23 protein-coding genes are annotated in these 26,238 nt (G+C 62.8%); 15 read left to right on the forward strand and 8 right to left on the reverse strand.

What is annotated here, in order from left to right; translation table 11 throughout:
• The first annotated feature begins 129 nt into the window (after nt 1–129).
• Nucleotides 130–690, forward strand: coding sequence for a LuxR C-terminal-related transcriptional regulator (locus ASF04_RS24870; RefSeq protein WP_056147824.1), 561 nt, complete (start codon nt 130–132; stop codon nt 688–690).
• Between the two features lie 114 nt (nt 691–804).
• Here ASF04_RS24870 and ASF04_RS24875 read toward each other — a convergent pair whose 3' ends face one another.
• A complete protein-coding gene (locus ASF04_RS24875) occupies nt 805–1,581 on the reverse strand; it encodes an SDR family oxidoreductase (protein WP_056147827.1) in 777 nt (258 codons plus the stop codon).
• 201 nt (nt 1,582–1,782) lie between these two features.
• Between ASF04_RS24875 and ASF04_RS24880 the strand changes: the two genes are divergently transcribed.
• From ASF04_RS24880 to ASF04_RS24910, 7 genes are all read left to right on the forward strand, one after another.
• Nucleotides 1,783–3,447, forward strand: a complete 1,665-nt coding sequence (locus ASF04_RS24880) for an electron transfer flavoprotein-ubiquinone oxidoreductase (RefSeq protein ID WP_200931139.1) — start codon at nt 1,783–1,785, stop codon at nt 3,445–3,447.
• 141 nt (nt 3,448–3,588) lie between these two features.
• Nucleotides 3,589–6,903 (forward strand): tetratricopeptide repeat protein, encoded by a 3,315-nt coding sequence (locus ASF04_RS24885; protein WP_056147830.1) that lies wholly within the window; start codon nt 3,589–3,591, stop codon nt 6,901–6,903.
• Complete coding sequence (locus tag ASF04_RS24890; RefSeq protein WP_056147833.1) at nt 6,900–8,075, forward strand: DegT/DnrJ/EryC1/StrS aminotransferase family protein; 1,176 nt, start codon at nt 6,900–6,902, stop codon at nt 8,073–8,075. Before ASF04_RS24885 ends, ASF04_RS24890 begins: the two co-directional genes overlap by 4 nt.
• A gap of 12 nt (nt 8,076–8,087) precedes the next feature.
• Nucleotides 8,088–9,203: a hypothetical protein gene (locus ASF04_RS24895; protein ID WP_056147837.1), complete on the forward strand. Its 1,116-nt coding sequence runs from the start codon at nt 8,088–8,090 to the stop codon at nt 9,201–9,203.
• A complete protein-coding gene (locus ASF04_RS24900) occupies nt 9,200–9,970 on the forward strand; it encodes a bifunctional 2-polyprenyl-6-hydroxyphenol methylase/3-demethylubiquinol 3-O-methyltransferase UbiG (RefSeq protein WP_056147840.1) in 771 nt (256 codons plus the stop codon). The genes ASF04_RS24895 and ASF04_RS24900 overlap by 4 nt, the downstream gene beginning before the upstream one ends.
• A 116-nt stretch (nt 9,971–10,086) precedes the next feature.
• The gene (locus ASF04_RS24905; protein ID WP_056147843.1) at nt 10,087–10,956 is read left to right on the forward strand and encodes a flagellin; all 870 of its coding nucleotides are present in this window, start codon (nt 10,087–10,089) and stop codon (nt 10,954–10,956) included.
• Between the two features lie 97 nt (nt 10,957–11,053).
• A complete protein-coding gene (locus ASF04_RS24910; protein WP_056147844.1) occupies nt 11,054–11,965 on the forward strand; it encodes a hypothetical protein in 912 nt (303 codons plus the stop codon).
• A 37-nt stretch (nt 11,966–12,002) separates the two neighbouring features.
• On the opposite strand, the gene ASF04_RS24915 is transcribed toward ASF04_RS24910, so the two are convergent.
• From ASF04_RS24915 to ASF04_RS24945, 7 genes are read right to left on the reverse strand one after another with little or no spacing between them, the layout of a single operon-like run.
• The gene (locus ASF04_RS24915; protein WP_056147847.1) at nt 12,003–14,087 is read right to left on the reverse strand and encodes a flagellar biosynthesis protein FlhA; all 2,085 of its coding nucleotides are present in this window, start codon (nt 14,085–14,087) and stop codon (nt 12,003–12,005) included.
• A complete protein-coding gene (locus ASF04_RS24920) occupies nt 14,084–15,226 on the reverse strand; it encodes a flagellar biosynthesis protein FlhB (RefSeq protein ID WP_056147850.1) in 1,143 nt (380 codons plus the stop codon). Before ASF04_RS24920 ends, ASF04_RS24915 begins: the two co-directional genes overlap by 4 nt.
• On the reverse strand, nt 15,219–16,013 hold the full coding sequence (gene fliR, locus ASF04_RS24925) for a flagellar biosynthetic protein FliR (RefSeq protein WP_056147855.1): 795 nt from the start codon (nt 16,011–16,013) through the stop codon (nt 15,219–15,221). Before fliR ends, ASF04_RS24920 begins: the two co-directional genes overlap by 8 nt.
• Before the next feature lie 9 nt (nt 16,014–16,022).
• Nucleotides 16,023–16,295, reverse strand: coding sequence for a flagellar biosynthesis protein FliQ (fliQ, locus tag ASF04_RS24930; protein ID WP_056147858.1), 273 nt, complete (start codon nt 16,293–16,295; stop codon nt 16,023–16,025).
• 18 nt (nt 16,296–16,313) lie between these two features.
• Nucleotides 16,314–17,045, reverse strand: a complete 732-nt coding sequence (gene fliP / locus ASF04_RS24935) for a flagellar type III secretion system pore protein FliP (protein ID WP_056148025.1) — start codon at nt 17,043–17,045, stop codon at nt 16,314–16,316.
• Between the two features lie 53 nt (nt 17,046–17,098).
• Nucleotides 17,099–17,476, reverse strand: a complete 378-nt coding sequence (locus tag ASF04_RS24940; RefSeq protein WP_056147862.1) for a FliM/FliN family flagellar motor switch protein — start codon at nt 17,474–17,476, stop codon at nt 17,099–17,101.
• A gap of 2 nt (nt 17,477–17,478) precedes the next feature.
• Nucleotides 17,479–18,387 (reverse strand): FliM/FliN family flagellar motor switch protein, encoded by a 909-nt coding sequence (locus tag ASF04_RS24945; RefSeq protein WP_229205196.1) that lies wholly within the window; start codon nt 18,385–18,387, stop codon nt 17,479–17,481.
• A 681-nt stretch (nt 18,388–19,068) separates the two neighbouring features.
• Between ASF04_RS24945 and ASF04_RS24950 the strand changes: the two genes are divergently transcribed.
• The 7 genes from ASF04_RS24950 (at nt 19,069) to fliD (ending at nt 26,220) form a co-directional block, all read left to right on the forward strand.
• Nucleotides 19,069–19,413, forward strand: coding sequence for a flagellar hook-basal body complex protein FliE (locus tag ASF04_RS24950; protein WP_056147867.1), 345 nt, complete (start codon nt 19,069–19,071; stop codon nt 19,411–19,413).
• A 33-nt stretch (nt 19,414–19,446) separates the two neighbouring features.
• Nucleotides 19,447–21,210, forward strand: coding sequence for a flagellar basal-body MS-ring/collar protein FliF (gene fliF / locus ASF04_RS24955; protein ID WP_200931140.1), 1,764 nt, complete (start codon nt 19,447–19,449; stop codon nt 21,208–21,210).
• Complete coding sequence (locus tag ASF04_RS24960) at nt 21,194–22,234, forward strand: flagellar motor switch protein FliG (protein WP_056147869.1); 1,041 nt, start codon at nt 21,194–21,196, stop codon at nt 22,232–22,234. Before fliF ends, ASF04_RS24960 begins: the two co-directional genes overlap by 17 nt.
• On the forward strand, nt 22,231–22,947 hold the full coding sequence (fliH, locus tag ASF04_RS24965; protein WP_056147872.1) for a flagellar assembly protein FliH: 717 nt from the start codon (nt 22,231–22,233) through the stop codon (nt 22,945–22,947). Before ASF04_RS24960 ends, fliH begins: the two co-directional genes overlap by 4 nt.
• Entirely contained in the window at nt 22,944–24,254 is a 1,311-nt protein-coding gene (gene fliI, locus ASF04_RS24970) for a flagellar protein export ATPase FliI (protein ID WP_056147874.1), read from the forward strand. The genes fliH and fliI overlap by 4 nt, the downstream gene beginning before the upstream one ends.
• 23 nt (nt 24,255–24,277) lie before the next feature.
• A complete protein-coding gene (gene fliJ / locus ASF04_RS24975; RefSeq protein ID WP_056147877.1) occupies nt 24,278–24,709 on the forward strand; it encodes a flagellar export protein FliJ in 432 nt (143 codons plus the stop codon).
• 110 nt (nt 24,710–24,819) lie between these two features.
• Nucleotides 24,820–26,220 (forward strand): flagellar filament capping protein FliD, encoded by a 1,401-nt coding sequence (gene fliD, locus ASF04_RS24980; protein ID WP_056147881.1) that lies wholly within the window; start codon nt 24,820–24,822, stop codon nt 26,218–26,220.
• Nucleotides 26,221–26,238: the final 18 nt, after the last annotated feature.

A 26,238-nucleotide genomic window follows, 5' to 3' on the forward strand; every position in this document is an offset into this window, starting at 1 on the left:
TCAATCAAAACGACTCAATACTAAACTTTTTTTGTTGTACGGAGTCTGAGCATAGAATAGCCTAAATAAAAGCACAATACCGTAGAACTACCGCCAATTGATCGCAGTTAATCTGTCCGTCATTACGCCATGAATCCATCCACCGTTATCGACTACGAATCCATCTTCCTGCAAGCGCCGGTCGGCATGTGTATCTCGGAAAACCGCGTGATCCAGAATGCCAACGACACCCTGGCTGCCATGTTCGGCTACACGCGAGCGCAGTTGCAGGGCATGTCCTTCCTGGCACTGTATCCGACCATGGACGAATTCCTGCGCACGGGCGACCGCATCATCCCCATCATGACGGCCAGGGGCCGTTATTCCGACGAGCGCATCATGCGCCGAGCCGACGGTGAGCTGTTCTGGTGCCACGTTACCGGCAATCCGATGCACGGCGAAGAACCGCTGGGCGCCGGCATCTGGACCTTCGAGGACGTCAGCGAAAAACGCCCGGTCACCGCCGACCTCACCCCGCGCGAACGCGAAATCGCCGCACTGCTGGTGGAAGGCAAAACCAGCAAAACCATCGCCCGCCAGATCGACCTCAGCCCCCGCACCGTCGAAATGCACCGCGCCAAATTAATGCGCAAGTTTTCAGCGGCAACATCTTCCGAACTGGTCCACAAATTAGTTGGAATGCGCTTTTAATAGCAAATAGCCGATAGCGCTCGCTAAAACCGGTGCCAGCGAGGCGCCGCGACGAAGACAGTGCGCTGGCACGGCAAGGAGCGGCAACGAAGCTGGCGCCGGTTTTAGCGGGCGCTACATTGCCGTCATTCCATCGTCTGCGGAGATAATAGCGCCGTTAATAAAATTGGCATCTTCTCCCGCCAACAGCAACAACAAGCCATCAAGATCCTCGGGCTTGCCCGGCCGTTTGCGTGGCAGCAAGTCGATCAGGCGCTGGCCCTGTTCGCTGGCGAAATATGCTTCGTTGATCTCGGTGGAAATGTAACCGGGACAAATGGCATTGGTATTGATGCCGTATTTGCCCCACTCCACCGCCATCGCCTTGGTCATCTGCACCACGCCGGCCTTGCTGGTGCAGTACACGCCGATCTGCGGCATCACGCGCAGGCCGGCTACCGAGGCGATATTGATGATGCGGTGTTTCTTGGTGGGGTCGCCCTTGGCGCGCGCGATCATGCGCTTGGCAGTTTGCTGCGCTACAAAAAAGGCGCCGCGCAAATTGGTGTCCATCACGAAGTCGTAATCGTCCGGCGTCACATCCACCAGGCGCTGGGTGGTGGAAACGCCAGAATTGTTGACCAGGATATCGATCGGGCCGGCCTCGGTTTCAGCATGGGCAATGGCCGACTTGATGCTGGCGTAGTCGGTCACATCGAGGCTCACCACGTGGGCGGCACCACCGTCGGCTTCTATCTCGGCACGCAACTCTTTCAGGCGCTCGGTGCTGCGCGAAGCGAGTACCACCTGCGCGCCGGCCTGGGCCAACACCTTGGCAAACCTGGCGCCGAGGCCGCTCGAGGCGCCGGTCACCAACGCGATTTTTCCCTCAAAATTGACTTCTATGCCCACGGCAGCTCCTCTGTATGACGATCACGAAATCCACAGCGCTTTTCTGCTCGCACTGTCTGATCGCAATCATTACACAAAATGCCAGATTAGATTGCGATGTCTAATAATGTCCCTCAGAATAGCGCCACCATTGCAATCGGGCCGAAAAAGAAGCACACTCGTGCTAAAATTTTCCCCATCACTACAAGACACTATAAAAATATGACACAGCCCCAGAATCTCATCGAACAGTACGGTCCACGCGAGGCGATGGAGTACGACGTCGTCATCGTCGGCGGCGGTCCGGCAGGCTTGTCGGCGGCAATCAAGATCAAGCAACTCTCGCCCGACACCTCGGTGGTCGTGCTGGAAAAAGGCGGAGAACTCGGTGCGCACATCCTGTCGGGCGCCGTCATAGACCCGCGCGCGCTCACCGAGCTGATCCCCGACTGGAAAGAGAAAGGCGCACCGCTCAACACCGCCGTCACCGAAGACCGCGTGCTGTTCCTCACCGAAACCAAGTCCTACCAGACGCCCAACTTCGCCCTGCCCGCCTGCTTCGAGAACCACGGCAATTACGTGATCTCGCTCGGCAACGTGGTGCGCTGGCTGGGCGAGCAGGCCGAAGGCCTGGGCGTGGAAATTTTCCCCGGCTTCCCGGCCGCCGAAATCCTGTACAACGACGACGGCTCGGTCAAGGGCGTGGCCACCGGCAACATGGGTGTCAAGCGCGACGGCGAAGCCGGCCCCGACTTCCAGCTTGGCATGGAGTTACATGGCAAGTACACGCTGTTCGCGGAAGGCTCGCGCGGCCACCTGGGCAAGCAGCTGATCGCCAAGTACGACCTCAGCAAGGGCAAGGACCCGCAGTCGTACGGCATCGGCATCAAGGAACTGTGGGAAATCGATCCGGCCAAGCACCAGCCCGGCCTGGTGATTCACACCACCGGCTGGCCGCTCGACAGCAAAACCTACGGCGGCTCCTTCCTGTACCACATGGAAAACAACCAGGTGATGGTCGGCTACGTGGTCGGCCTGAACTACGAGAACCCGTACCTGTCGCCGTACGAGGAATTCCAGCGCTACAAAACCCACCCGGAAATCCGCCAGTTTCTCGAAGGCGGCAAGCGTGTTTCGTACGGCGCCCGCGCGATCACGGCCGGCGGCCTGCAATCGTTGCCCAAGCTGGTGTTTGCCGGTGGCGCGCTGATCGGCTGCGACGCCGGCTTCCTCAACATGAGCCGTATCAAGGGCAGCCACGCCGCCATCAAGTCCGGCATGCTGGCTGCCGAAGCGGCAGTCGCTGCGCTGGGCGCCGGCCGTCAGCACGACGAACTGGCCACCTTCTCTACCGCGTTCGAGCAATCGTGGCTGCACGAAGAGCTGCACGTTGCGCGCAACGTCAAGCCGTGGCTCAACAAGGGGTTATATATCGGCGCGCTGATGACCGGCATTGACCAGATCGTATTCCGTGGCAAGGCGCCGTGGACCCTGCATCACTCGCACGCCGACCACGAGTGCCTGAAACCGGCGTCGCAGTTTGCGCCGATCGTGTATCCGAAGCCCGATGGCAAGCTGACGTTCGACCGCTTGTCGTCGGTGTTCATCTCCAACACCAACCACGCCGAAGACCAGCCGATCCACCTGACACTGAAAAACCCGAGCGTGCCGGTCGATGTGAACCTGGCCCAGTATGCGGGCCCGGAAGCGCGCTACTGTCCGGCCGGCGTGTACGAGTTCGTTAAGACCGACGCCGGCGCCGACCGCCTGCAGATCAATGCCCAGAACTGCGTGCACTGTAAAACCTGCGATATCAAGGATCCTACCCAGAACATCGTGTGGGTGACGCCGGAAGGCGGCGGCGGGCCGAATTACCCGAATATGTAAGCGCATCCTCAGTTACAACATCACTTACAACACTCTACGGGGCGTCCAACGACGCCCCGTAATTCTTTCGGGAAATACTCTATCCTGGGGCAAAGAATAGGCGTTACAATTGGTCATCATAAAATTAACGTTCTTCGCCCCATGGATGCATACGATTCCACCTCTACGCCGGACGCCCTGCTGGCGCAGGCGATCGCCCACCACCAGGCCGGCCGGCTCGAGGAGGCGCTGAAAGACTATGACGCCATCCTCGCCAGCGTGCCCGACCATGCGCTGGTGCTGCACAATCGCGGCTTGCTGCAGGGACGGCTGGGACGGCATGCGCAAGCGGTGCTTGACTTGCGTCGGGCTGTGCAACTGGCGCCCGACGAGGGTGAATTCTGGTTATCGCTGGCGCGCGGCCTGGTGCAAACGGGCGAGCCGGGCGAAGCGCTCGATATCGTTGACCACGTGCAGTCGCGCGGTTATCAAAGCCCCACCATCGAACAACTGGTGGCGCAGGCCAGCGCCGCCCTGCCGTTAGAACCGAACGACGCCGCCCGGCAAGCCATTATCGATCTCTACAACGCCGGCCGCCACGCCGACATGGAGCAAGCCACGCAAGCGCTGCTGGCGCGTCACCCGCAATCGACCTTTGGCTGGAGCGTGCTGGGCACAGCCCTGCAATTGCAAGGAAAGAGCCCGATCGACGCCTGGCAGCGCTTGATCGCACTGGCGCCGCACGATGCGGAAGCCCACACCCACCTGGGCGACGCCCTGCAAAATGCCGGCGACCCGCAAGCGTCGCTGCCCTTGTACCTGCGTGCAATTGAACTGGCGCCGCAGTACGCCACCGCCCATTGCAACCTGGGTTCGGCGCTCGATGCGCTGGGCCGCCACACCGAGGCGCAGCAAAGCTACCGCCGCGCCATCAGCGTCAATCCGGACGACCTGGCCGCCCACTTCAATCTTGGCAACAGCCTGCGCGATGGCGGCGAGCACGAGGAGGCAGCCGGCAGCTACCGCGCCGCGCTGGCTCTGGCGCCACAAGACCCGCAATTGCTGACTTACCTGGCAGACACCCTGCGCGCCATGCAGCGCTACGACGAGGCGCTGCCGCTGTACCGGCAAGTGACGGAACTGCTGCCGGAGCACGGCGAAGCCTGGGCCAACCTGGGCACGACCTTGCAAAGCGCGGGCCAGCTCGAAGACGCGGTCACGGCGCAATTGCACGCGCTCGCGCTCGATGCCGGGCTCAATGCCTTGCACGCCAACGTGGCAATGGCGCTGCATTCGCTGCAGCGCCACCAGCAGGCCGAGCCGCATTTTCGCGCTGCGCTGGCGCTGCAGCCAGAGGATCCGACGCTGCACGCGGGCTTGGCAGATCTGCTCTACCAGCGCTTTGCCTATGACGACTGCCTGGCCGAGTGCGAGCTGGCCATTGCACTCGATCCCGAGCGAACCCAGGTGTATTTCGTGCGGGCCGCCGCCCAGCAAGGCCTGGGCGACTATGTGGGCGCCGCCAGCAGCTATGACCAGATCCTGGCGCGCCAGCCCGACTACCCGGAAGCCTGGCTCAACAAGGCGATCGCCTTGCAGGAGGCGGGCCATTACGACGACGCGCTGCACCATTACCAGCGCGGACTGGCGCTGCAACCGGACAACCCAAACGGCCACACCAGCATGGGCGTCACGCTGCACCGGCTGGGCCGGCTCGACGAAGCGGTCGCCCAACACCGCCATGCGCTCGACCTGGCGCCCGAGCTGGCGCTCGCCCACACCAACCTGAGCGCGGCGTACCACGACCAGCGCGACTTTGTCGCGGCCACGCGCCACGCAGAACAGGCACTGGCCACGCGCCCCGATTTTCTGCCGGCGCGCCGCAACCTGATTTCCATCTTGCAAAAGCAAGACCGCTACCAGGAGGCGCTCGAACATTGCCGGATCGGGCTGGACCTGGCACCGGACCAAGCCCCCCTGTACTTCGACCTCGGCAATTGCTACAGCAATCTCAAGCAGTCCGACGACGCCATGCACGCCTACGAACGGGCGCTCGAACTCGACCCCGGCTATCCTGATGCGTTGACCAATATGGTGCCGCTGCTGCTCGACGAAGGCCGCATCGCCGAAGCGGTGCAGGCGGCGCGCACGGCACTGGTGCGCGACCCCGACTCGGCGCCGTTGCACAGCAACCTGGTGTTTCTGCTCAGCCATATCACTACCGATCCCGAACTGCTGTTCGAGGAGCATTGCCGTTTTGGCGACCAGTTCGAAGCGGCGCTGCGGCCGGGCTGGCAGCGCCACTCCAACCAGGCCGACCCCGACCGCGTGATACGGGTGGGGTTTGTCTCGGGCGACTTCAACAATCATGCGCTGGCCAATTTCTTCGAGCCGGTGGCAATCCTGCTGGGGCGCGAACCCGGCCTGGAACTGCACGCGTTCTATACCAAGTTCAAGGAAGACAACATGACGCTGCGGATGAAGGCCAGCTTTGCACATTGGCACAATATCTGCGACCTGCATGACGAACCGGCCGAGCAGCTGATCCGCGAGCAACAGATCGACATCCTGATAGACCTGGCCGGCCATTCGGCCGCCAACCGCCTGACCCTGTTTGCGCGCCGGCCGGCGCCGATTCAGGCCAGTTGGCTTGGCTACGCTGGCACCACCGGTCTGCTGGGGGTCGATTACTACTTGAGCGACAGCGTGCGCATGCCCGCAGGGCGTTATGACAGCCACTTCACCGAACACATCGTGCGCCTGCCGCTAAGCGGGCCGTTCTTGCCCGAACCGTACGCGCCGGCCGTCACCAGCCTGCCAGCGCTGGAGCGCGGTTACATGACATTCGGCAGCTTCAGCCGCGCCAACAAGCTCAGTCGCGAAGTCATCGCACTCTGGTCGCGCGTGCTGCACGCGGTGCCCAGCGCCCGTATGCTGCTCGGTGGCCTGGGCGCGGGGCGCGCGACCGACACCGTGCTAGCGTGGTTTGCCGCTGAAGGCATTGCCGCCGAACGACTCGACATTCGCCCGCGCGGCTCAATGAAGGACTACCTGCTGTTGCACAGCGAAGTCGATGTGCTGCTCAATCCCTTCCCGTACACGGGCGCCACCACGTTGCTGCACGGCTTGTGGATGGGTGTGCCGACCCTGACCATGACCGGCCCCACCATGCCCAGCCACGGCAGCGCCTCGTACCTGACGCACCTGGGGCTGGAAGCCTTTGTAACAGAGGACGAGCAATTGTTCGTGCAGCGCGCGGTCTTCCTGGCCGACAACCTGGCCTTCCTGGCCACGTTGCGCATCACGCTGCGCCAGCGCTACAACGATTCCGTAGTCGGCCAGCCTGCGGTGGCTGCGGCTGGGCTGGAACGGGCCTTCCGCATCATGTGGCAACGCTGGTGCGCCAACATTGCCCCCGGCCCCATCCGCGTCGACCTTGATGACCTCATGCCTTCCAGCGAGGAGCCTGCCGCATGAAGAACATCAATACTCCGCGAGACCTCGCCATCCACGGCGCCGCTCCGGCGTTTGCCGAATCGCTGCACGTGGGCCGCCCCAACATGGGCGATCGCGCTGCTTTCATGCAGTACGCCAACGACATCTTCGACCGCCGCTGGCTCAGCAACAATGGCCCGCTGGTGCAGCAGTTCGAGCGCGAGATCGAAGGCCACCTCGGCGTGAAGCACTGCGTGGCAATGTGCAACGGCACCATCGCGCTGGAAATCGCCATCCGCGCCCTCGGCATGGAAGGCGAGGTCATCGTGCCCTCCTACACCTTCGTCGCCACCGCCCACGCGCTGCAATGGCAATCGATCACGCCGGTGTTTGCCGACATCGATCCGGTCACCCACCTGCTCTCGCCCGACGCAGTGCGGCGCATGATCACTCCGCGCACCACCGGCATCATCGGCGTGCACTTGTGGGGGCGCGCGGCGCCGGTGCGCGAGCTGCAAGCCATCGCCGACGAGCACGGCCTGAAACTGATGTTCGATGCCGCCCACGCGTTCTCTTGCATGCACCAGGGTCGGATGATCGGCAACTTCGGTGCGTGCGAGGTGCTGAGCTTCCACGCCACCAAGTTTTTCAACACCTTCGAAGGCGGCGCCGTGGTGACCAACGACGACGAACTGGCGCAAACCATGCGCCTGATGCGCAACTTCGGCTTTGCCGGCTTCGACCGCGTGATCCATCCCGGGACCAACGGCAAAATGGTGGAGATCAACGCCGCCATGGGCCTGGTCAACCTGCAGGCGCTCGATAGCGTGGTGGAAGCCAACCAGCGCAACTATCACGCCTACCGCGACGCCCTGCGCGACGTGCGCGGCCTGCGCCTGTTGTCGATGGAGACAGGCGAGCGCCACAACTACCAATACGTGGTGGTGGAAGTCGGCCCCGAATGCCCCGCCTCGCGCGACCAGCTGATCGACGCCCTGCAGGCGGAAAACGTGATTGCGCGCCGCTATTTCTGGCCAGGCTGCCACAACATGGAACCGTACCGCAGCCTGTTTCCGCATGCAGGGCTGATGTTGCCGCACACGGGCGTGGTGGCGGCGCGCGTGATCGTACTGCCTACAGGTCAGACCATGGATGCCGAAATGATCGCCACCGTGGTGCAGATCATGCGCATGCGCATTCAAGAGCTGGGCTGAGTGGAGCCCACCATGGCGCAGGGCGTGCTGATACTGTCTGGTTATAACATCCGCGCAGTGGTGGCGTTTTGCCGCTGGGCCACAGCGCGCGGGGTGCCGTTCCACCTTGTCGCGCGCGATCCGTCCGACCCGATTTTCCTGACCGATTACGCCGCCCAGGTGCTGCTCACACGCGACAGCCCCAAACTGGACTTGGCCCAGGTGCTGTACTGGGCCGGCTTGCTGCGCACGCGGCACGGTTACGCGCGGGTGCTGCTGCTGCCCTCGACCGAGTTCCTCAACCGCTTCATGCTGGCCCACCGTGCAGCGCTGGAGCAAGCCGGTTGCATGGTGCCGCTGGTGGACCAGGCGTTGTATTGCCAGTTGTCGGACAAATACAGCTTCGGCCGCCTGTGCGGCGAAGCCGGCATCGCTGTGCCGGCCGAATACAACATCCTGCCGGATCACTTTCCGTTTGTCGCCAAGCCGCGCAGCTATGCCGGCATCGGTACTCGCCAGCTCAAGCCGCACCTGGTTTATGGCCCGGCCGAGCGCGAACGTTTTCTGTCGCAGGAAGACAGCGCGGATTTCTATTACCAGCAATACGTCGAAGGTCGCAGCCTGTATCTGCTCGCCTGTCTGCCGCGCGCAGGGGCGCCGGTGCTGTTTTCCCAAGAGAACCTGGTGCAGCAACCCGAAGGCGGCTCGGTGATCCTGGCGCGTGCCGACGATTTTCATTTGCACGCCGACGCCCTACCCTACCTGGCGCTGCTTGCGCAGGCCGGTTTCCATGGCCTGATCATGATCGAAGTGCGGCGCGCAGCCGATGGGACGTGTTATATGATCGAAGCCAATCCACGCCTGTGGGGTCCGATGCAACTGGTGGTGGACCACCCCACCGGCATCTTCGACGCCTTTCTGGCCGACTACGGTTTTGCCACCGCCGCGCCAGAGCCCACAGTGGCGACCGCTGGCACTGCCGCCGTGCCCTGTTACTACTGGTCCGGCGGCTTGCAGGCCGGTCCGCCCAGCTATCACAATTTCAGTGCGGCCGCGCTGGCAGCGCAACAAGCGGCCATCGCTGCCTACGACATATTCCAGCGGCATGACAGCATGCCGCTTTACCGACACGAACAGGCCCTGTCATGACCATTCTCACCCCGACCCTAGCCGAGCTGTACAGCCGAAATAGCAAACACAGCAACTACCAGGTGCTGGCGCGGCCGCTGCGAGCGCTGCTGGCCCAGGATCAGTTGGCCATCAGTTCGCGCCACGAAGAAGCACGCCTCGCCTACTTGCTGGCGCGCCAGCCGGTACGCGGTCTGCGCCTGGCCGACATCGGCGGCAACACCGGCTTTTTCACGCTCGAATGCGCCAGTCAGGGCGCCGCCGAAGTGCTGTATTTCGAAGGCAACGCCGCTCATGCAGAATTCGTCAACGCTGCCGCGCAGGAACTGGGACTTGCGCAGGTCGTCAAGACCGAGGCCCGCTATCTCGACTTCCAGCAAGACTTTGCGCCTGCCATCGACCTGTGCCTGCTGCTCAATGTATTGCACCACATCGGTGACGATTACGGCGATCCTGGCCTGTCGCGCGAGCGCGCCCGCCAGAGCGTACTCGAGACGCTGAACCGACTGGCCGGATCGTGCCGGCACATGGCGTTCCAGCTCGGTTTCAACTGGAAAGGCGACCGCACGCTGCCGTTGTTCGACAGCGGGACCAAGGCCGAGATGATCGCCTTCATTCGCGATGGCACCGCCGGTCGCTGGGCTATCGACCACATCGGTATTGCTACGGGCGGCGCCGCCGGTATCGCCTATCATGACCTGAACGACAACAATATTGCCCGCGATGACAGCCTGGGGGAATTCCTCAACCGGCCGTTCTTCCTGCTGCGATCACTGGTTTTAAAATAAATTCAGAAAATTTCTGAAAAGCATTTAATGAAGCCGCAGGGGTTGTCGCCTTGTGTAGGGGAGAGCAAGAAAAACTCGATGCTCTAAACTGACATCCCCAACCCAGGAGTAACAAAATGCTGAGCCTTCACACCAACAACGCTGCCCTGTCCGCACAAAACGCCCTGGCGAAAACCCAGAGCAACCTGTCCACGTCGATGACGCGCCTGAGCACCGGCTACCGCATCAACACGGCTTCGGACGATGCTGCAGGCCTGCAGATCGCCACCCGCCTGAAGGCTCAGACCAGCGGCATGGCCATGGCCATGAAAAACACCCAGAACGCCACCTCGATGCTGCAAACCGCATCGGGCGCCTTCAACCAGGTCACCAACATGCTGATCCGCATGAAGGATCTGGCGACCCAGGCTGCGGACGTTTCGTCGAGCGCCGACGACAAAACGGCGATGCAAGCCGAGTTCGACGCGCTGGGTAAAGAACTGTCGAACGTGATGAAGAACACCACCTTCGGCGGGACCTTGCTGCTGGGCGACGGTAGCGCCTCCACCAAAGGCACGCTGTCGGGCGCGATGACCTTCCAGATCGGTGCATCGAAGTCGGAAACCATGGCTGTCAGCGTGACCGCCAGCATGACCGCCTTGAACGCGGCACTGTCGTCGGCCAGCAAAAACTTCACCGGCGCCACCACCGGCACCGAACTGACCGCCAACGCCAACGCCACCATCGACCTGCTGAAGACCGCCATCGACAAAGTCGGCACTGTCAATTCGACCCTGGGCGCGACCATCAACCGCCTCGATCACATCAACAGCAACCTGTCGAACATCTCGACCAACACCGAATCGGCTTCGGGCCGTATCATGGACACCGACTTCGCGACCGAATCGGCTTCGATGACCTCGAACCAGATGTTGCTGCAAGCTGGTACCGCAATGCTGAAACAAAGCAACAGCATGTCGTCGCTGGTTATGTCCCTGCTGCAGTAATATTGCACTGATCCGGCGCCTGCGGGCGCTGGCCGCAGAGGAGCCAACCGGCATGTCGGTTGGCTTTTTTTTCACCTTTTATTGATGAGCAACCCCGATGGTAGACCGTATCGTCGCAGCCGCGCGCCCAGTCAGCACTCCCGATCGGCAGAATCCGCCAGGTCCGGTGCTGCGCGGCCCGCTCGACCCGGTCAGCCGTTATCCGGTCGGACCGCTACCGGTCGCGCTTGCGGTCGGCACGCCGGGCGATGCGCCCGATGCACCGCCGGCAACCAGTCCTGCGTTGCAGGCGCTGGCCGATGCGGCGCTCGATGTGGCCGATGTTGTCGAGTCGTCCGCCATGCGTCCCAACCAGGTTTTTCTGTCGCGCCAACTCACCTGGCATCCGCCCGACGCCGCGATGATGGCCGCCTCGTGGCAAGTCATGGTGCGGACCTATGGTCAGCAGCGTGCCGCCTGGCTCGAACAATCAAAAGGCCAGCATGTGCCCTCGAGCCTGTTCATGGCCGACCATAATCCTTCGGCCATGCGCGAGGGGCGTCCGGGCTTGCCGTTGGTGACGGAAATGGAACCTTGGCGTTTTGCCGTGTTTGCGTGGGGTGCCGAACGGCTGGTACTCAAGGTGGTGGTGCGCGAGTCGGAGGACGAGGCGCCGCGCCGCCGCCGGCCACGGGTGGCGCTGCGCCTCGAGTTGATGCTGCCCGGCATGGGCCGGGTGGTGATCCAGGTTGAACCCACGTCCGCCAACGGCGTGCTGATGGAAGTGGGTGCCGCCCACACTTCCGCCATGCAGTTCATGCGCGAAATGTTGCCGCAACTGGCGGCCCTGGTCAACCGCTTCGGCCTGACCGTGGTGCGCTGCCACCTGCGCCGCGTGGTCCCGACCGGCGGCCCCGAGCTCGACCCCACCCCTGCTCACACCGCCATGCTGACGGCCCCGCTGTTCAAAGCGATGGCCGAGATGGCTTTGGTGCTGTCACAGCCACCAACCGCGAGCGAAGCCGGCTAAACCCGTCACCGTGCACGGCCAGGCCGGGCTAGAGGTTTTAGCCAACGGTACCGATAATGCTCACTTCGCGGTTTTCCGGAATTTCGTTGTAAGACAATACGTGCAGCCCCGGCGCGAACAGGCGCGCATACCTTGCCAGCAGCGGACGGATTTGCGGCAATACCAGCAACAGCGGCGGCGTCGCCTGTTGCTTCATCTGTTCACGCGCTACCGGCATGTTCACTTGCAGCTGGGCCAGAAGGTTGGGGTCGATCGGGTAGTTGTCGAGCACTACTTTACCGCCCTGGCGAGCCTGGTTCAGGGAGCCGAGCAGCATGTTTTCCAGGTCGCCGCCCAGGTTGAACGCCTGCATCTCGGTACGCTGGCCGAACAGCGCCGTGACGATCTGGCGCCGCAGCGCGCAGCGCACTTCCGCCGCCAGCAAAATCGGATCCTTGGTGGTCTCGGAACTGTCCACCAGGGTGGTGGCGATCGGCACGATGTCTTTGAGCGAGACGTTCTCCGCCAACAGCACGCGAAACACGCGCAGCAGCTGGGTGTGCGTGAGCGACTTGTCGAGCGTGCCCGCCAGCTTGGGCGACAGTGCATTCAAGCGCTCAATCATGTGCGGCACGTCTTCGTGGCGGAACAGCTCGGGCATGTATTCCCGGATCAGCTTGGACAAATGGGTGGCGATCGCGCTCGACGTCTCCACCACCTGGTAGCCGAGCCCCAGCGCGTTGGCTTTCTCGCTGGTCTCGATCCACGTCACCGGCATGCCGTAGGCCGGTTCGATGCCGGGGATGCCGTCGATACTCCCATACACATTCGGCGACGGGATCGCCATCAGGCGGTCGGCAAACACTTCGCCCTGGGCCACCACGCTGCCCGACAGGATCACCGAATACTGCGACGGTTTCATGCCCAGGTCGTCGCGCACCGAGATCGGCGGCAACAGCAGGCCCATTGCCTCCGACAAGCTCTGGCGCACGCCGCGCACGCGCTTGACCAGCGGTTCGCCCTGCGACTTGTCGATCAGGGAGACCAGCTTGTAGCCGAGCGCCACCTGCAACGGCTGCGTGACCGGCAGGCTTTGCCATTCGATCTCCGGCGCATCCTCGCGCAGCGCCTTTTCGATGGCGGCGATATGGGTGGTGTCGGGCGCCTTGACCTGCTGCCCCAGCTTCCACCCCACGTACGCCAGCACGATGGCAAACGGCATGAACATCTGCCATGGCATGCCCGGCACCAGCGCCAGGATGAACATCATGCCGGCGGCGCTGAACATCACTTGCGGCGAGGTCAGGACCTGGTTGCCCACCTGTTGTTCGAAATCGCCGGTGTCGGAAATGCGGGTGACCAGGATGGCGGCGGCGGCCGACAGCAGCAGCGCCGGGATTTGCGCGACCAGGCCGTCACCGATGGTCAGCAGCGCATATTGCTTGAAGGCGTCGCCGAACGACATGTCCTGCATGATCGAACCGATGGCCACACCGCCCACCATGTTGATGATCAGGATCAGGATACTGGCCACGGCATCGCCGCGGACGAATTTCGAGGCGCCGTCCATGGCGCCGTAGAAGTCGGCCTCGGCCGCCACGTCCTTGCGCCGTACCTGCGCCTGTTCCTGGTTGATCAGGCCGGCATTGAGGTCGGCGTCGATCGCCATCTGCTTGCCCGGCAACGCGTCCAGGGTGAAGCGCGCCGACACTTCGGAAATCCGCTCGGCGCCCTTGGTCACCACCATGAAGTTAATGATCATCAGGATCACGAACACCACGATACCGACCACGTAGTTGCCGCCGATAACGACATGGCCGAACGCTTCGATCACCTGGCCGGCAGCGTCGGTGCCCTGGTGGCCGTGCAGCAGCACTACGCGGGTGGATGCCACGTTCAGGGTCAGCCTGAGCATGGTGGTGGCCAGGATCACGGTCGGGAACACCGAGAAATCGAGCGGCCTGCGGGCCGACACCGACACCATGATGACGATCAGGGCCAGCACGATGTTGAACGTAAACATCACATCCAGCAGGAATGGCGGCAACGGCAGGATGATCATCGCCAGGATCGCCAGCAGGAAGGCCGGGGTGGCGAACTTGTGGCGGCGCGCCTCGACGATCAGCGCTTTGAAGAAATTCATGACTGCTTAACCTCGCTCATGGATGTGGGTACGACAACTTCGGTGGGTGGAACCGGCCGGGCATTGCGGCGCCCGCTGTGGAACGCGCGCAATTGCAGCACGTAGTTCAGCACCTGCGATACAGCCTGGTACAGCTGCACCGGGATCTGCTGGTTGACCTGGCTGGTGTTGTAGATGGCGCGCGCCAGCGGCGGCAGCTCCATCACTTCGATCTCGAATTCCTTGGCCAGCTGGCGGATGTACAGCGCCATCTCGTCGATGCCCTTGGCCACCACGAATGGCGCCTCGGCGCGGTCGTGGTCGTACTTCAACGCCACCGCGTAATGCTCCGGGTTGACGATGACGACGTCGGCCGTGGGCACCGTCTTGCGGGCGCTGCCGCGCGCCAGGGCCCGCTGCAACTGGCGGATCCGGCTTTTCACTTCGGGCCGGCCCTCGCTGGTCTTGTGTTCTTCCTTTTGATCCTGCTTGCTCATGCGCTGGTTCTTGGCGAAAAAATACGCCTGCGCCGGCACATCGACCAGCGCGAACAGCACGAAAATCACCACCATCGCCATCAGCCCGTCCATCATCAGCGACGCGCCCGCCACCATGGCCTGGCCCATCGGCATATGCTGCAACTCCATGTAGGCGCCGATGGTCGAGCGCGCCATGTGGATCAGGACCGAGATCAGCACGCCGGCCTTGGCGATCGAAATCAACAGTTCGGTGCCGTGCTTGGCGCCGAACAAGCGGCCCAGGTTGGCCATCGGACTCATGCGCGAAAACTTGGGCGCCCAGTTTTTGGTGGACACCACCCAGCCACCGGGAATCATCGCTCCCATCATGATGCACATCGGCACGATGAACAAGGGCAGCACCATCTTGATGAACAACCACATCGAGGTGATGAACAGCGTGGACATGGTGTTCTCGATCGCGCCTTCGCTGTCGAACGGCGCGAAGCTGGTGTGGAAAATCGCATTGATGTCGGTCATATAGCTGGGCAGCAGGTACACGAACAGTTTCAGGCTGACCAGGATGCCGATCGCGGTGGCCAGGTCGCGCGAGCGGACCACCTGCCCTTCGTCGCGCGACTTCTTGAGTTTCTGGGCTGACGCCTTTTCGGTCTTGTCGCCGGTGCTGCCCTGGTCAGCCATGGGCGGCCGCCTGCATCTGCTGGCGTATCATTTCCAGCACCTGGTTGGTCATGCGCACGTAATGCTCGGGAATGAACTTCACTAGCTCACCGAGCATCATCAAGCCAAAAATCGTGATCACGGCAAAGCCCAGCGAGAACAGGTTGAGGCTGGGCGCCACCCGGTTCAAAAAGCCGAAGCCCAGCTGCACCACGATGGTGGCAAACACCACCGGCAACGCCAGCAGCATTGCCGCCGAAAAAATCCACGCCACGTTGTAGGCCACGGCGTTGAGCAGCAGCGGCGAGTAGCCGTGCCCCAGCGGCCAGGCCTGGAAACTCTGGCCGAGGATGCCGACGATGACCAGGTGGCCGTCGATGGCAAAGAACACGATGATCGCCAGCGTGGACAGCAGCGCCGACACCACGTCCGACGACTGGCCGTTGAGCGGATCGTTCATTACCGCCATCGACAAGCCCATCTGCGAAGTGACCATGTAGCCGAGCACGCCCACCACCGACATCGCGAAGTGGAATGCCAGGCCCAGCACGAAACCGATCAGCCCCTGCTCGATGGTGGCGACCACGCCGTGCATGGAAAACGGATCGATCGGCGCGTGCTGCGCGCCGATGCCACCGGTCAGTGGCAGCATGACGATGGACAGCACCAGCGCGATCAGGATGCGCACCGTGACCGGCGTGACCGCCTCGCCCAGCACGGGCGCACCGATGAACATGGCAAGGATGCGGCAAAACGGCCACCAGATGGCGGTAAGCATGGGCAGCAGGTTGGCCAGGACCGGTTCCATGCGCAGCAGCTAGCCGACCAGGGTGGCGGCGCGGGTAAAGATCGAGACGCAGTAATCCATCAGGTAGCCGGACATCCAGCGCCCCATCAGGATCACGGCCAGCAGGGTCACCAGCAGCTTCGGTAAAAAGCTCAGCGTTTGTTCGTTGATCTGGGTGGCGGCCTGGAACAGCGCCACCAGCAAGCCCACGATCAGGCCCGGCACCACCAGCATGACCACCAGCAGCATGACCATGTGCAGCGATTCGGCCACCAGGTCGACGGCGATTTCAGGAGTCAGCACGGAATATCCCCTTCGCCGTCAATAGGCCTGGATACTGGTGACCAGCGTGTTGACCGTCAGCGTCCAGCCATCGACCAGCACGAACAGCAACAGCTTGAACGGCAGGGAAATCACCAGCGGCGAGAGCATCATCATCCCCATCGCCATCAGCACCGAGGCCACCACCAGGTCGATCACCAGGAATGGAATGAACAGCATGCAGCCGATCTGGAACGCGGTTTTCAGTTCCGACAGCACGAACGCGGCCAGCTTGACCGTGAACGCGTGCTTGGTCGGGTCGGTCACATGGTCTTCGCCGGCCAGGTGGGCGATCTGCCTGAGCGCGGCCTTGCTGGTTTGCGCCAGCATGAAGCGCGACACCGGCTGCTGGGCGATCTGCAACGCGGTGTCCAGGCCGATCTTGTCCTGGTCGTAGGGCACGAACGCTTCGGTCCAGATCTGGTCGCCGATCGGGCGCATGACCAGCAAGGTCAGGATCAGCGCGACGCCGGTGATCACGCGGTTGGGCAAGCCCTGCTGCAAACCCAGCGCCTGGCGCAGCAAGGAGAGCACGATCACGAAGCGGGTAAAACTGGTCATCATCATGACCATCACCGGGAGCAAGCCCAGCAAGGTCATGATGATCAGGATCTGCATCTTGACCGTCAGCTCGGTCCTGGCGCCCGGCACCACGTTGGCCAGCAGGTCCACCGCATGGGCGGCGCCCGGCAGCAAGGCCAGCGCCACGGCCAGCGCAGCGCCGGCCAGCATGCCGATCTTCACCTTGTGCGTCGTCAGCTTGCCGGATCTTGACTCGACCACGGTCATGGGGTCATCAGGTCCAGGTTCAGACCGTCGAGGTCCAGTACCTTGAGGCCGTAGTTCTCGCCGGCCACGACCACTTCGGCGCGGCCGATGGCGGTGCCGTTGACCTTGATCACCAGCGGTTCGCCGGCCAGCACGTCGAGTTCGACCACGCTGTCGGGGCCGATGGCCATCAGGTCCTGCAGCGAAATGCGCGCGGAGCCCACTTCGAGCGTCAGCGTGACCGGGATCTTGCGCATCATGGCAGGCAGGTCGCGGCGCGGCGCCTGGGCGGCCACCGAGGTTTCGGCCAGTTCACCGCCGACTTGCTCGATGATCATTTCGTCGGACAGGTCTTCCAGCAGGGCGTCGTTGGGGTTGGCTACGTTCATGTTCATCGTTATTCAGCATCTTCAAAGGAGGTGAGGCAGAGCTTGCCCTTGTGCTCGGTCACGGCGGCCGTGAACAGGCGCGAGTCCTCGAGCAGGACGTCGGCCCGGTGCAAGCTGATCGGGATGATATCGCCGACTTGCAGGTCGTACAGGCTGCCCAGCATGACTTCCTTGCTGGCCAGGCGGCCCGTGATGCCCAGGTGCAGGCGCTGCGCCAGCGGACCGGCGGGCTTGCGCTTCTTGCCGCCGTCGCGATCGCGCAGCAGGCCGCGCAGCACGCCGGCCATCAATTGCTTGTCGAGCGCGAACCAGAAGCGGCCCGCCGTCACGCCGCTGGTGGCGCCGGCGAGAGTGACCACGATCACCCACGCACCTTTGGCGGGCTGGGCGCCGGTGGTCGGCTTGAAACCATAATCTTCGACCGGTTCTTCAGCGGTAGCCGCTTCGCCGTTCGTCAACCGTGCGCCCGGCGCCAGGTTGGTTTCGGGCAGATTGGCCTCGATGCGGCCGGCCAGGATGCCCGCTAACTGTTGCCCTAAAACCACAGCCAGGCGTTCCTCGGTGGCGGTCACGCGCACCGCTGCCTCGTCCACCTCGGCCACGCTGTCGCTCTTGGCGCCACTACTATAGCGATAGTTGAGGACGCTGAGCAACACCTTGCGTTCGAGCGAAAAAGCAATCTGGCCGGCGGGCGCGGCAAAACTGAGCCAGCGGCTGCTGGGGGCCGTGGCGCTGTCGATGCGGCTGAACTGTACGTCTTCCACCTGGAAGCCGCCCCAGTAGCGCCGGTGCATATTCAGGCGCATGGACTGCGTGAGGTCGTCACGCAACTGCGCCGCAAAGATGGGCAGCAGGTGCACGGGACGCCCTAACAGCGAGGGGTCCAGGACTTGATGTTGCGCAGTTTGTTTCGTCATTGTCGTATCAGGGGATGGTCCGGAAAATCGCACTAAATTTGCACCACAGTGCATCATCGCACCTCTCGGTCGCTAACAACAGACCGGGCGGGATTCGACACATAAATTTATTTATTGCAACAGCATAACTGAAAGTAGGATGCGTCCGGTAGCGACAGCATACCCTAAAATTCACATTATTGCCATTGAACAATATTCCGATTGAAATGTGTCATCCGCCGTGTCGCATCATGTTTACGCAGGGCAAATAAACCTTTACAGGAGTATTGCTAGCCGGTAAGCTTATTCCAGCATTACTTGGTATTCGCTGCAACGCAACAAACCTTTCGCATCGTGCTTAGTGAATGATTTATAACGATATTTGCTCATAGAAAACATGATAAAAGGCCTTTGCAGGATGCGGCGCGTCGCCCCGCCAAGCGACAGTCAAACGTGAATTTTTTTCGGATTTCCCCCTACTTTTTCATTCAGCGCCATATTACCCGGCTGGCCCGCGCCTGCTTTGCCGTCCGGATTTGTCCGACAGATCACGTGGCAAATCCAGCAACACTGTGACATATACAACATGGAGTGTCGCACGAACGGAACACGCAAAACGCGCGAGGCCTCAGGCAGTCCTTGCTGCGTGGTGGCAATCTGGCTATGTTAGGGACATCAACGCTGTAGTAACCGGAGGTAGCAATGAGTAACGGAATCGCAGGCCTGATCCAGGCCGACCTGGCCGCGCTGACCAACGCCGCGCAAGCGCTGTCAAACGCTGCCGTGGCCCCCGCCAGCCAGTTCGGCGCCAGTACGCCGCACCAGGGCTTCTCGTTTTCCCAGGCCATGCAGGACACCATCGGCAAGGTCAACGACGGCGATGTCGCCGCCGGCCAGAAGATGGCCGATGTGGAATCGGGCAAAAGCGACGACCTGATCGGCGCCATGCTGTCGAGCCAGGAAGCGAGCCTGTCTTTCTCCATGTTGATGCAAGTGCGTAACAAGGTGATGGGCGGCCTCGACGAACTCATCAAGCTGCCGTTGTAATGACCCGCTGTAACCGCCCGCGAAAGTCCATCCGTGATTAACACCTTCAAGACCGCCTTCGGCCGCTGGCGCACCAGCCCGACCGCCATGTCCGTCTCCCCCAGCCTGCTCAAGAACCTCTACCCGCTGCTGCTGCTGGCAATCGGCGTGACGGCGCTGGTGCTGATGCTGCTGTGGAAAGACCAGTCCGATTACAAGCCGGTATTCGGCGCGCGCGAAAAAGTCTCGGCGTCCGACATGATGAATGTACTGGAAACCGAACGGGTGCCGTACCGCGTGCACCCGGAAAGCGGCCAGGTCCTGGTGCCGGCCGACATGCTGGGCAAGGTCCGCATGCTGCTGGCCGCCAAGGGCGTCACTGCGCAACTGCCCGCCGGCCTGGAACTGATGGACAAGAACGATCCGCTGGGCGTGTCGCAATTCGTCCAGGACGTGCGCTTCCGCCGTGGCCTCGAAGGCGAGCTGGCGCAATCGATCATGACCATGGACGCGATTGCCCATGCACGCGTGCACCTGTCGATCGCCAAGTCGAGCTCGTTTGTTTCGTCCGATGGCGACAAGTCGTCGGCTTCGGTGGTGGTGGCGCTCAAGCCGGGCGCCACGCTGCAACCGGAAGCGATTGCCGCCGTGATCAACATGGTGTCGGGCAGCGTGGCCAGCCTGGCGCCGGCGCGTGTCAGCCTGGTGGACCAGGCCGGCAACCTGCTGTCGTCGCACGTGGACCTGTCCGAAGGCTTCGATGGCGCCGCCGGCGGCAACGAAGCGGCCAAGCGCTACCAGGACGACGTCAAGCAGAACATCAAGGGGCTGCTGGGTCCGGTGATCGGCGATGACAATTTCCGCCTGTCGGTGGCCGCCACGGTGAGCAACGACCGGGTCGAGGAAACGGTCGAGAAATACGGCGCCGATCCGAAAGTGACCAGCGAAGCGATGCGCGAAGAGCAGGACCGCAACCGCATGGTGATGGGCGTACCGGGCACGCTGTCGAACCGCGCGCCGCCGGCCAACCCGAACCCGGCCGACGCCGCCAAACCGGCCACCGATCCGGCCAACGGCAACGACGGCAGCGCGCGCAAGAACGCCACCACCCGCCAGTACGCTTACGACCGCAGCATCACCCAGACCAAGCGCAGCCGTGGCAGCCTGGAAAAACTGAGCGTGGCCGTGGTGCTGGCGCAAGCCGCCGCGCCGACGCCGGCCTCCGGCTGGAGTGCGGCCGAGATCGCCAATATCGACAAGCTGCTGCGCAACGGTCTCGGCATCAACGCCGAGCGCGGCGACCAGCTGGTGGTGTCCGCCATGAACTTCCCGGCCAAGGCTGCCGTGGTGCCCTGGTGGCAGGAACGTGACAACGTGGTCGATATCAGCTCTTACGTGATTTACGGCGTCGGCTTCCTGCTCGGCTACCTGCTGCTGCTGCGTCCATTGATGCGCCTGGTGACGATGCGCTTCGCCCCGGATCCGAAGGAGCAGGCCCGCATTGCCACCGAACGCCGCGCTGCCGAAGCGGCCGCCGTGGCCGCCGCCCGCGATGCCAAAGACGCCAATGGCAACCCGGTTGCCGCGCTGCCTGGCACCCCTGCCGTGCCAGCGCTGGGCGCCGACGGCCTGCCGGCGCTGCCAAGCGCCACCGGCCCGACCACCATGGTGCCGCTGCTGGAAAACTACGATCTGCCGCCACCAGGCTCGGCGGTGGATGTCATGGTCGATCACCTGAAAGTACTGGCCGAGAAAGAGCCGGAGCGCGTCGCCGAAGTCGTCAAACAATGGATGCAGAAAAATGGCCGAACTCAATAATTACCAGGATAACGACGGCGAATTTGGCGCTCAAGCCAAGCTGACGCCGGTCGAACAGGCCGCTATCGTGCTGCTGAGCATAGGCGAGGAACCGGCTGCCGCCGTACTGCGCTGCCTGTCGCGCGAGGAGCTGATCGAAGTCACGCAAGTGATGTCGCGCATGAGCGGCATCAAGGTCGAATCGGTGAAGAACGCGATGCAGACCTTCTTCGACGACTACCGCCAGCAGTCGGGCGTGCATGGCGCGTCGCGCAGCTACCTCAAGCGTTCGCTGGACCTGGCGCTCGGCTCCGACCTGGCGAACACGGTGTTGAACAACATCTACGGCGACGAACTGCGGCCGAAAATGGCGCGCCTGCAATGGGCCTCGCCGAAGTGGCTGGCCGAGTACATCTCCAACGAGCACGTGCAGATGCAAGCCGTGTTCCTGGCCTTTCTGCCGCCGGCGCTGGCCGGCCAGATCATCGACGCACTGCCGCTCGAAGGCCGCGACCTGGTGCTGCTGAACCTGGCGCGCATGGACGAGATCGACCGCGAACTGCTGCAAGAGCTCGATGAGCTGGTGGTGCGCTGCCTGAGCTCGTTTGACTCGCAAAGCACCAGCGTCGAAGGCATCCGCCAGACCGCCGAGATTCTCAACCGCCTGCCGGGCAACCGCGCGCAGATGGTGGAACTGTTGCGCGCCCACGACCCGGAAGTGGTGTCGAAGATCGAACTGTCGATGTACGACTTCCTGATCCTGGCCAACCAGTCCGAAAATGCGCTGTCGCGCATCATCGAGGAAGTACCGCTCGAGCAATGGGCGATCGCGCTCAAGGGCGCCGAAGTGTCGATCCGCGACGCCATCCTCAAGACCATGCCAAAACGCCAGGCGCAAGCCTTCGAGGACATGATGCGCCGCGCCGGCCCGATGCCGATGTCGCGCATCGAGCAGACCCGCCAGGAAATCATGAACACCGTCAAGGCCCTGGCCGACAACGGCGAAGTCGAGATCCAGCTGTTTGCCGAACAGGTGGTTGAATGAAGCAGTTCCGCGCCTACCGCTTTCCGCCGCTGGCCCAGTTCACCAGCATGGCGCAGCAGCGCGCGGCCGCCAACGGCAACGCCAGTGGCGGTGACGCCGGCGCCCAGTGGGCCGCCTCGGTCACCGAAGGCTTCGAACAGGGCCAGCGCGACGGCTATGAAATCGGCCTGGCCCGCGGCCAGGAAGACGGCTACGAAGCCGGCCGCACCGCCGGCCAGCAGCAAGGCCGCGAAGAAGGCCGCCACGAAACCCTGGTGGCCTACGACCAGATGGCACGCCCGGTCGATGCCATGCTCAAGAGTTTGAAAAAGCTGCGTTCCGACTACCGCGCCGCCCAGCGCAAGGAAGTGGTGGACCTGGTGGCCAAGGTGGCGCGCCAGGTGATCCGCGCCGAGCTGGCCCTGCAACCGGTGCAGCTGATGTCGCTGGTGGAGGAAACCCTGGCCTCGATGCCGCCCACCCGCGAGGAAATCGACGTCTATCTCAATCCCGAAGAACTCAAACGCATCACCGAGCTCGATCCCAAGCGTTCCAAGAAATGGCACCTGATCGGCGACGCCCGCCTGGAAGTGGGCGAATGCCGGATCAAGGCTGGCGATAATGAAGTCGATGCCGGCTGTCATCAGCGTCTTGCTGCTGTCATGGAACAGGTCGATAATCAGCTGCAGGCCGCCGACGGCGGTGATGATGACGATACGGAGACCGAACAGTGATCGCCGATGCCTTGCGCAATCTCGAACTGGGCAGCGTTCCCATGGCCACCCCCACGGGTCGGCTGGTGGGTGCGTCCGGTTTGCTGCTCGAGGCGGTCGGCTGTCCCTTGCATACCGGCCAGCGTTGCCAGATCGAGACAGTAAGCGGCGAATGGCTAGATGCCCAGGTCGTCGGTTTCCGCGACAAGGTGTCGTATTTGATGCCATTCAAAAAGGCGATCGGCCTGACCACCGGCGCGCGGGTGTTGCCGTCGCCCGACAAGATCAGCCTGCAAATCGGTTCCGGCTGGCTGGGCCGCATGGTCAACGGCCTCGGCGAGCCGATCGACGGCCTGGGCAAGCTGGGCGGCGACTTTCCGCTCGACTCGCAGCCGCCGCGCATCAACCCCCTCAAGAAAAAACCGGTCACCGAACCGCTCGACGTCGGCGTGCGCGCCATCAATTCCATGCTGACCCTCGGTCGTGGCCAGCGCGTGGGCCTGATGGCCGGCTCCGGGGTCGGCAAGTCGGTGCTGCTGGGCCTGATGACGCGGCAAACCGTGGCCGACGTGGTCGTGGTGGGCCTGATCGGCGAACGCTCGCGCGAGGTGCGCGAATTCGTCGATATGTCGCTGGGCAAGGAGGGCTTGCAGAAGGCGGTGCTGGTGATCGCCCCGGCCGACGAAAGCCCGCTGATGCGCATCATGGCGACCGAATTATGCCACTCGATCGCGGCGCATTACCGCGACCAGGGCAAGAACGTGCTGCTGCTGGTCGATTCGCTGACCCGCTACGCGATGGCGCTGCGCGAAGTGGCGCTGGCGCTGGGCGAGCCGCCGGCCACCAAGGGTTATCCGCCATCGGTATTTTCCGCCCTGCCCCAGCTGGTGGAATCGGCCGGCAACGGCGAAAACCAGGTTGGCAGCATGAGCGCCATCTACACCGTGCTGGCCGAAGGCGACGACCAGCAGGATCCGGTGGTCGATACCGCGCGGGCGATTCTCGACGGCCACATCGTGCTGACCCGCGAACTGGCCGAGCGCGGCCATTACCCGGCGATCGACATCGGCCAGTCGATCAGCCGCTGCATGAGCCAGGTGATCACGCCGGAGCACATGCTGGCGGCGCGCGCACTGAAAGCGAGCATGTCGCGCCACGACCGCGTGCGCGACCTGATACCGCTGGGCGCCTATGTACCGGGCGCCGACCTGGTCACCGACAAGGCCGTGATGCTGCATCCGCGCGTGGAACAGTTCCTGTGCCAGGGCACCAAGGAAAAAGCGCCGTACGCGCCGTGCATTAACCAACTTGAAACGCTGATGAAGTGACACCTTGAAGTGAGACCGACACTATGAGCCAGCACAACATCCGCAACCTGACCACCCTGGTCGCACTGCGCAACACCGAAGTGGAGCGCCTGCAGACCGAGATGGCCGAAAAGACCAGCTTGCGCGAGCGCTACCAGAAAAATCTCGACCGCCTGACCGGGCTGTACGTCAACATGGGCGCCAGCGGCAACCTGCACCCTGCCCTGGCCGGCAACTGCGGCGACTACAAGCAGGCCGTGATGGTGATGGCCGACAACCACCGGGTGGACCTGCATTTGCACGAGGCCGACATGGCCGTGTCGCAGCAGGCGCTCAACGCGGCCTGGGCCAGGCGCGAGGTGCTGGGCAAGGTGCTCGACAAGCAGCACAAGGTGGTTCAGAAAGAGCAACATTCCAAGGAACGCAAGCAGCATGATGAATTGGCAACGCAAGCGTGGTGGCGCGGGCAAAAGTAAGTGGGCTTACGCGCAACACCGTAAAAATAGTTAAAAAACTTTTCATACGGAAACGATTAGGGTCGCCTTGTATCAGGGTACACTCACTCATTGTTTCCAGGAGCAACAATATGGCCGTCATCACCAGCCCAACCTACGATCCACAAACCACGGCCACCAACCTGGCCAATGCCTATATCAAGGCGCCACAGGCCGTGCTCGATGCCCAGGTTGCCCGGAACAAATCCGACACGGCTGCGATGGCAACGCTGGGTTCGGCATTGTCCACGTTCCAGAGCGCGATCAATGCGCTGGCAGGCGGTGCCAGCAAGACCATCAGCGCACGCGGCGCGACCTTCAGCGACACCACGATCGCCACCGGCACCGCCGGTACGCTCGCTGCTGCCGCCAGCTATTCGTTCTTCGTCGAGCAGGTGGCCACGGCCGGCCAAGTCTCGTTCGGCATCAGCAACGGCCTGGCGCCCAATAACGGCAAGCTGAACATCAAGATGGGCGACAGCTCGATCATCGAGATCGACCTGGCCACGGCCAACACCGACAACAACGGTGAACTGACGCCGAAGGAAATCGCTGCCGCCATCAATGCATCGTCCAACAACAACGGCAAATTGACCGCCTCGACCATTACCATCAAAGGCGACACCCGCCTGGTGCTGACCTCGACCAAGACCGGCAAGGATGCCGGCGTGGAAGACATCACGCTGACCGGCGCCACCGATCCGATACTTTCCGCCGACCTGGCCAGCAAGACCGTGTTGACGGGCGCAAACAACGCGATTGTCTGGTCCGGCCCCAAAACTACCGGCACAAAGATCGAACAGGCGTCCAACACCTTCACCGTCATCGATGATGTGAGCTTCACCATCGCCAAAGCGCAGGGCGCCAGCGATGCGCCATTGACGCTCAAGGTGGGCGCAGACACCGCCGCCACCACGGCCAATGTGCAGTCGTTTGTCACCGCTTATAACAATTTATACACCGCGATCGGCGCCCTGACTCAGGCCGGCAACGCGGCCAACGGCGTCTCCGCCGGCGTACTGAGCGCCGATTCGGGCGTCAAGGCGCTGCGCGACCAGCTCGGTACCGCCTTGCGCGCAGCCACCGGCGGCCTGTCCCTGGTGAGCTTTGGCATCACCGGCAACCGCGATGGCACCCTGTCGCTCGATACCGCACGCCTGACCAAGGCCGTGGCCGCCAACCCGGGGTCGCTGGACACCATGTTCGGCAGCTCGTCGTCGCTGGGCCTGAACGATAGTGGCGTATTGGGCAAGATGAACAAGCTGATCAGCAGCTGGACCGACGCCTCCAAGGGGACGATCTCGGTGCGCAAGCAGGCCAGCGACAAGCTGCAAAGCCAGCTGGCCGACCGCCAGACCGCCCTGGAAGTGCAGTTCAACAACGCCTATCGCCGCTACCTGACGCAATTTACGACCTTGCAGCAGTTGCAGTCGTCGATGACCAACACGTCGAACCTGTTCACGGAGCTGTTCTCCAGTAGCAGCAAAACTTAAGCATCAACCCCGGGCGGC

Origin of the sequence: Duganella sp. Leaf61, assembly GCF_001421905.1 — a bacterium.
Classification (GTDB): Bacteria; Pseudomonadota; Gammaproteobacteria; order Burkholderiales; family Burkholderiaceae_D; genus Rugamonas; species Rugamonas zoogloeoides.

Excerpts from the sequence above, each read along its gene's own strand:
- ASF04_RS24880 (WP_200931139.1), top strand. The coding sequence starts at position 1,783 with ATGACACAGCCCCAGAATCTCATCGAACAGTACGGTCCACGCGAGGCG.
- ASF04_RS24870 (WP_056147824.1), top strand. The coding sequence starts at position 130 with ATGAATCCATCCACCGTTATCGACTACGAATCCATCTTCCTGCAAGCG.
- ASF04_RS24920 (WP_056147850.1), bottom strand. The coding sequence starts at position 15,226 with ATGGCTGACCAGGGCAGCACCGGCGACAAGACCGAAAAGGCGTCAGCC.
- fliP (WP_056148025.1), bottom strand. The coding sequence starts at position 17,045 with ATGCTGGCCGGCGCTGCGCTGGCCGTGGCGCTGGCCTTGCTGCCGGGC.
- ASF04_RS24915 (WP_056147847.1), bottom strand. The coding sequence starts at position 14,087 with ATGAATTTCTTCAAAGCGCTGATCGTCGAGGCGCGCCGCCACAAGTTC.
- fliJ (WP_056147877.1), top strand. The coding sequence starts at position 24,278 with ATGAGCCAGCACAACATCCGCAACCTGACCACCCTGGTCGCACTGCGC.
- ASF04_RS24945 (WP_229205196.1), bottom strand. The coding sequence starts at position 18,387 with ATGACGAAACAAACTGCGCAACATCAAGTCCTGGACCCCTCGCTGTTA.
- fliD (WP_056147881.1), top strand. The coding sequence starts at position 24,820 with ATGGCCGTCATCACCAGCCCAACCTACGATCCACAAACCACGGCCACC.
- ASF04_RS24950 (WP_056147867.1), top strand. The coding sequence starts at position 19,069 with ATGAGTAACGGAATCGCAGGCCTGATCCAGGCCGACCTGGCCGCGCTG.
- ASF04_RS24905 (WP_056147843.1), top strand. The coding sequence starts at position 10,087 with ATGCTGAGCCTTCACACCAACAACGCTGCCCTGTCCGCACAAAACGCC.
- fliH (WP_056147872.1), top strand. The coding sequence starts at position 22,231 with ATGAAGCAGTTCCGCGCCTACCGCTTTCCGCCGCTGGCCCAGTTCACC.
- ASF04_RS24885 (WP_056147830.1), top strand. The coding sequence starts at position 3,589 with ATGGATGCATACGATTCCACCTCTACGCCGGACGCCCTGCTGGCGCAG.
- ASF04_RS24940 (WP_056147862.1), bottom strand. The coding sequence starts at position 17,476 with ATGAACATGAACGTAGCCAACCCCAACGACGCCCTGCTGGAAGACCTG.
- ASF04_RS24910 (WP_056147844.1), top strand. The coding sequence starts at position 11,054 with ATGGTAGACCGTATCGTCGCAGCCGCGCGCCCAGTCAGCACTCCCGAT.
- ASF04_RS24890 (WP_056147833.1), top strand. The coding sequence starts at position 6,900 with ATGAAGAACATCAATACTCCGCGAGACCTCGCCATCCACGGCGCCGCT.
- ASF04_RS24960 (WP_056147869.1), top strand. The coding sequence starts at position 21,194 with ATGGCCGAACTCAATAATTACCAGGATAACGACGGCGAATTTGGCGCT.
- ASF04_RS24895 (WP_056147837.1), top strand. The coding sequence starts at position 8,088 with ATGGCGCAGGGCGTGCTGATACTGTCTGGTTATAACATCCGCGCAGTG.
- ASF04_RS24900 (WP_056147840.1), top strand. The coding sequence starts at position 9,200 with ATGACCATTCTCACCCCGACCCTAGCCGAGCTGTACAGCCGAAATAGC.
- fliR (WP_056147855.1), bottom strand. The coding sequence starts at position 16,013 with ATGGAACCGGTCCTGGCCAACCTGCTGCCCATGCTTACCGCCATCTGG.